Source organism: Streptomyces sp. WAC05292 (assembly GCF_003949955.1).
Taxonomy (GTDB): domain Bacteria; phylum Actinomycetota; class Actinomycetes; order Streptomycetales; family Streptomycetaceae; genus Streptomyces; species Streptomyces globosus.
In genome coordinates, this window is record NZ_RPSE01000419.1 from 1 (window position 1) to 5306 (window position 5306).

General features: G+C 74.9%; 4 protein-coding genes, 1 pseudogene and 1 riboswitch. Of the genes and pseudogenes, 1 reads left to right on the forward strand and 4 read right to left on the reverse strand.

What is annotated here, in order from left to right; all coding sequences use genetic code 11:
• Nucleotides 1–267 precede the first annotated feature (267 nt).
• Nucleotides 268–1209, forward strand: coding sequence for a ferric reductase-like transmembrane domain-containing protein (locus EF903_RS28240; protein WP_260616040.1), 942 nt, complete (start codon nt 268–270; stop codon nt 1207–1209).
• On the opposite strand, the pseudogene EF903_RS28245 reads toward EF903_RS28240, so the two are convergent.
• The 4 genes and pseudogenes from EF903_RS28245 to EF903_RS28260 all read right to left on the reverse strand — a co-directional run.
• Nucleotides 1194–1880: pseudogene (locus EF903_RS28245) on the reverse strand (ABC transporter ATP-binding protein); the annotation flags it as partial. The gene EF903_RS28240 and the pseudogene EF903_RS28245 overlap by 16 nt on opposite strands.
• Before the next feature lie 95 nt (nt 1881–1975).
• A complete protein-coding gene (locus EF903_RS28250) occupies nt 1976–3103 on the reverse strand; it encodes an iron ABC transporter permease (RefSeq protein WP_185902869.1) in 1128 nt (375 codons plus the stop codon).
• The gene (locus EF903_RS28255) at nt 3100–4137 is read right to left on the reverse strand and encodes an ABC transporter substrate-binding protein (protein ID WP_125547860.1); all 1038 of its coding nucleotides are present in this window, start codon (nt 4135–4137) and stop codon (nt 3100–3102) included. Before EF903_RS28255 ends, EF903_RS28250 begins: the two co-directional genes overlap by 4 nt.
• A 41-nt stretch (nt 4138–4178) precedes the next feature.
• Nucleotides 4179–4360: riboswitch (cobalamin riboswitch) on the reverse strand.
• 113 nt (nt 4361–4473) lie between these two features.
• Nucleotides 4474–5223 (reverse strand): class I SAM-dependent methyltransferase, encoded by a 750-nt coding sequence (locus EF903_RS28260; protein ID WP_125547857.1) that lies wholly within the window; start codon nt 5221–5223, stop codon nt 4474–4476.
• Between the last annotated feature and the right edge of the window lie 83 nt (nt 5224–5306).

Below are 5306 nucleotides of genomic sequence, written 5' to 3' on the forward strand. Positions count from 1 at the left end.
GCCCCGTACCCGTCCGCTGTCCGTACCCGCCCTGCCGTGCCACGTCCTTCTTCCCCCCGCCACCATCAAGATCAACAGCAGCAGACTGTACCCCGCCTGAGCGAACGGCGGCTCGAAAGGCCTTGAGAGGCCGGGGGATTGGGGGCGGTGCGCGGTGACCGGTTTCGCTGCTGTGGGCGGGCGGCCCCGTCCGCAACACTGGTCGCGGAAGACTCGGACACCCCGCAGGCCCCCTGGCGCCGGCGGGCGGAAGGCGGGGAGCGCTGCGTGCAGCCTTCACTCAGGAGCGACGTGCGGGCCGCCGTCCCGGATGCCGCGGCCGCCTTCGGCGTCACGGCCGCAGTGTTCGCCCTCCTGTGGTCCAGGATGCGGTCCGGCACCTCCGCCACCACCGCCGTCATGCCCTTCATGGCCGATCCCGGCACCTTCTGGATGTACCTGCTCAGCCAGGCCTTCGGCTGGTCCGCGCTCCTGTGGTCCTGGGGCACGGTCATGCTCGGGCTACTGCTGTCCGGACCCGGACCGGGCCGGCTGCCCGTGTCCCGCCGGGCGCTGGAGCGGTGGCACCGGACGGCCAGCCTCACCACCATGGCGCTGATGGCGGCGCACGCGCTGCTCTTCGCCGCCGAACTCGTCCGCTACGAGGCCCGGCTCGGCTGGGCGGCCCGCCTGTGGTCGGCCTTCGCCGACACCTTCGTCCCCGGCTGGTACGACTCGGGGACCGGCCGCACCGCCATCCCGATCGGGCAGGGCGCGCTCTACCTCGCCGTCCCGCTGGGCCTGCTCTTCTACGTGCGGCACCGCTTCGGCCCGACCGCCTGGCGGCGCCTGCACCGCCTCACCGTCGCCGTGTACGCGCTGGGCGTCTGGCACACCCTGCTGTACGGGACGAACGTCTGGTACGGGGAGTGGCCGCGTACGGGGCTCTGGCTGCTGCAACTGCCCGTCGCCGTACTGCTGCTGGTCCGGCTGCTGCGGCCCGCGCGGCGCGGCGAGCGCCTCGCGCCGCCCGGCCCCGGGCGCCCCGGGCAGGGCCCCGCGGCGCGGTGGGCGGTGCGGGCCGGCGGCCTGGCCGTGGCCGCCGCGGCGGCGGCCGGGATCCTCGCCGCCGCGGCCACGGGCCACGACGGCGGGCGGACCCGCCCGCCCCCGCCGCCGGCCGGGCCGCAGCCCGCGCCGACGGCGCCGCACGTTCACGAACCGGACTGAGCCGGCAGGAAGGTGACCTGCGGCGCCCCCGTCCGCGGATGTACGGCGACCTCGCCCGCCACTCCGTACACCTCGGCCAGAAGCTCCGTGGTGAGCACCTCCGCGGGCGCGCCCGAGGCGGTCACCTCGCCGCCGCACAGGACGTACAGCCGGTCGCAGTAGTACGCGGCGAGGTTCAGGTCGTGGAGGGCCACCAGCACGGTCGCCGGCAGCCGCCGCAGCAGCCCGAGCACCTCCAACTGGTGCCGGACGTCCAGGTGGTTGGTCGGCTCGTCCAGGACCAGCAGGGACGGCTGCTGGGTCAGCGCCCGGGCGATGAGCACCCGCTGCCGCTCGCCCCCCGACAACTGCTCGAACGGCCGCTCCGCCAGCCCGGCGGCGTCCACCGCCTCCAGCGACCGGGCGATCAGGCGGGCGTCCTCGGCGGTGTCCGCGTCCAGCAGCCGCTTGTGCGGGGTGCGGCCCATGGCGACCACCTCCCGCACCGTCATGTCGAAGTCGCCGCCCGGCTCCTGGACGACCGCGGCGGTGGTGCGGGCCAGTTCCCGCAGCGGCAGCGCCCAGGCGTCGGCCCCGTCCACCAGGACCTGCCCGGACCGCGGGCGCAGCACCCGGTAGACGGCCCGCAGCAGGCTGGACTTGCCGCTGCCGTTCGGCCCGACCAGCCCGACGACCTCTCCGGGCCGGGCCGCCAGGGACACCTCCCGCACCAGCCGGTGGGCGCCGGCGGTGAGGGTGAGCCGCTCGACGGCCAGGTCGGTCCCCCTCACGCCGCCCCCCGGGCGCTCCGGCGGCGGGCGTCCCGCCGCATCAGCCACAGGAAGAACGGGCCCCCGCACAGCGCCGTCAGCACGCCGACGGGGATCTCCATCGGTGCGGCGACGGTGCGGGCGGCGATGTCCGCCGACACCAGGAACACAGCCCCGGCCAGCGCCGCCGTCGGCAGGACCCTGCGGTGGTCGCTGCCGACGAACAGCCGCACCGTGTGCGGCAGGATCAGCCCGACGAACCCGATCGGACCGGCGGCCGCCACCAGCACCCCGGTGACCAGCGAGAGCAGGACGAACATGCGGGCCCGGAAGCGGGCCACGTCCAGCCCCATCGTGGTCGCCGACTCCTCGCCGGCCAGCAGCAGGTTCAGCGGCCTGGCCTGGACGAGGAGCACGGCGGTGCCGAGCAGCAGGGCGGCGGCGGGCAGCCACAGGGTGCCCCACTGCACGCCGCCGAGCCCGCCGAGCGTCCAGGCGAGGACCGTGCGGGCCTCGTTGCCGCGGTCGGCGGTCAGCAGCAGCAGGTCCAGCAGCGCGGTGAGCACCGAGGCGAACGCCACGCCAGAGAGCACCAGCCGCAGCGGCGTGATCCGGCCGCCGGAGCGCGCCGTGGTGTAGACGAGCAGCAGCGTCACGAGGGCGCCGGCGAAGGCGGCCGCCGACAGCGACACCGCCCCGAACAGCGTGAAGCCGAAGACGATCACGGCGACGGCGCCGAGGGACGCCCCGGATGACACGCCCAGCAGGTACGGCTCGGCGAGCGGGTTCCGTACGAGGGCCTGCAGCGCGGCGCCCACCACCGCGAGCCCGGCCCCGGTGACGGCGCCGAGCAGGACGCGCGGCGCGCGCACGTCCAGGACGATGTGCTCGCGGGCCCGCGACCACGTCGGCTCGGAACGGTCCACGCCGAGGGCGTGGCCGACGATGCCCCAGACCTCGCCGGGCGGCACGTGCACCGAGCCGATGGCGAGCCCCGCGGTCAGGGACAGCAGCAGCAGCGCGGCCAGGCCCGAGAGGACGAGCGGGAACCGGGCCCGCCCGGGGCGCCCGGCGGGTGCGCCGCCTTCCCCCGCGCGGCCGGGCGGGGACCCCTCCCGCGGCCGGGCCGCGGCGGCGGCCGTCACCGGAAGCGCTCGGGGTGCAGGCCGCGGGCCAGGTCCTCGACCGCGTGCGGCGGGCGCACGCCGACGAGGGTGGCGGTCAGCGGCACCACCACGAAGCGCTTGTTCCGGATCGCGGGCACGTCTGCGAGGGCCGGCTGGGAGAGCAGGAAGTCCTTCTTCTGCTGCACGCTGCCGGCGTCGGCGTAGTCGTAGATGGCGATGACCTCGGGCCTGCGCTCGACGACCTGCTCCCAGGAGACGTCGCCGAAGACCTCGTCGAGGTCGTCGAAGACGTTGCGCCCGCCGGCCAGTTTGATGATCTCGGTGCCGAGGCCCTTGCCGCCGGCGGTGAACGCCGCCTTGTCGCCGCTGTCGTACACGAACACGGGCACGGCGGGGGCGCCTTCCACGGCCTTGCCGGTCTTCTCGATGCGGGCCCGCAGGTCCGCGACGAGGGCGTCGGCCCGGTCCTTGACGCCGAAGATGCCGCCGATGGTGCGGATCTCCTCGTAGGCGTCCTCCATGGACACCTGCTTCTTCCCGCAGTACTCGCGGTTGAGGTAGGTGTCGATGCCGGCGTCCTCGAACGCCTTGCGGGAGCGGCCCTCCTTCTCGGCGAACGCGCTGCCGTAGCCGCCGTACACGAAGTCGGGCTCGGCGTTGACGACGGCCTCGAAGGAGGGCTCCTTCTGCGCCAACTGCCTGACGGCCTTGAAGTCCTGCTCGTACTGCGGGAGGACCGGCGAGTCGGGGAAGGCGGTGCCCACCATGCGGTCCTTCAGGCCGAGCGCCAGCATCAGCTCGGCCGGGTGCTGGTGGATGGTGACCGCCCGGGCGGGCGGCCTGTCGTAGGTGGTGCGGGTGCCGCAGTTGTCGACGGTGAGCGGGAAGCCCGCCGCCGGCGCGGCCGCGGGCTTGCCGTCCTCCCCGGCCGGATCGGTGCCGCCGCCGCAGCCGGCGGCCAGCACCGAGACCAGGGCGGCGGCCGCGGCCGCGCGCAGGGCGCGGCGGTGCGACGGGCGGGGGGACGGGGGGAACTGCAGGGAGCCGGGCATGCCGACGTACACGTAGAGCCTCCTGGGGAGTCCGCGCTCCTCGGAACGGGCCCGCGACAGGCCAGTTTCCTGACTCCCGGATCGGCGTTCCCCCCGCCTTCCCACGCGTGCGCGCAGTGGCTCGTGAGGGGTCCGCTCCCCGGTCACAGTGGCGGGACCGTGCCGGACTCGCACCGGCTTCCTGTCTCCCGTCGCGGCGATGACCTGGCAATATTACATTCCGGTCACTCGGGCGTGAAAGGGCGCGCGAACCGGGGCTCGCGCCTTGGGCGTGCGCCCCTCTTGACCGTCTCCCGTGTCCGCTGCGCCCGCAGGGGCCCGGCCGCCCGCGCCCGGTCAGTGCGGCCGGTGCGCCCGTACGACGAGCCGGTCCGCGGCCTCGTCGTACGGACGGCCGTCGAATCCCCCGAACACCTCGACCCGTTCGAACCCCGCCGCCTCGGCCATCGCACGCAGCTCCACCGCGCTGTACACGAACCACACCAGGCTTGCCCGGGTCACCCGCTCGCCCCGCACCAGCACCCAGTCGCTGCGCAGCCGCGCCCAGTCGTCCAGCACGCTGTCGGTCTGCACCAGCAGGTCGCCGCCGCGCCGGACCACCTTGGGCGGCACCACCCGGCGGGCCAGGATCTCCTTCCCGGCCACGTCCAGCAGCAGGCTGCCGCCCGGCCGCAGGCAGTCGTGCATGGTGCGCAGCGCCCGCGCGTTGTCCGCCGGGTCCTCGAAGTAGCCGAAGGACGTGAACATGTTGAGGACCGTGTCGAAGGCGCCCGGGTCCGTGTACTCCCGCACGTCGGCCCGTACGTACTCCGCTTGCACGCCCGCCTCCGCGGTCAGCTTCCGGGCCCGTTCCAGCATGGCCGGACTGCGGTCCACACCGGTCGTGCGGTGGCCGAGGCGGGCCAGCGGGACGGTGAACACCCCCGGCCCGCAGCACAGGTCGAGGACCCGGCCGCCCGGTGGCAGGGAGAGCAGGGGAGAGGTCGTCAGCAGCTCCTCGGCCTGGGAGAAGCGCTCCGGAGGGAACAGGAACTCGTAGAACTCGCTCCAGAAGTCGTCGTCCTGGAATCCACCCGTGTCGGCCATGGCGTGACGGTCTTCCTTCCTCGTGGGCGGGATGTCCCCGCGGGGGTTCGGTCGGGCGCCGGGAAGGCGGGGAGGGCCGGGAA

What these genes read in the sequence shown, in the direction of transcription:
- EF903_RS28255 (WP_125547860.1), bottom strand. Translation starts at nt 4,137, where the DNA reads ATGCCCGGCTCCCTGCAGTTCCCCCCGTCCCCCCGCCCGTCGCACCGC.
- EF903_RS28260 (WP_125547857.1), bottom strand. Translation starts at nt 5,223, where the DNA reads ATGGCCGACACGGGTGGATTCCAGGACGACGACTTCTGGAGCGAGTTC.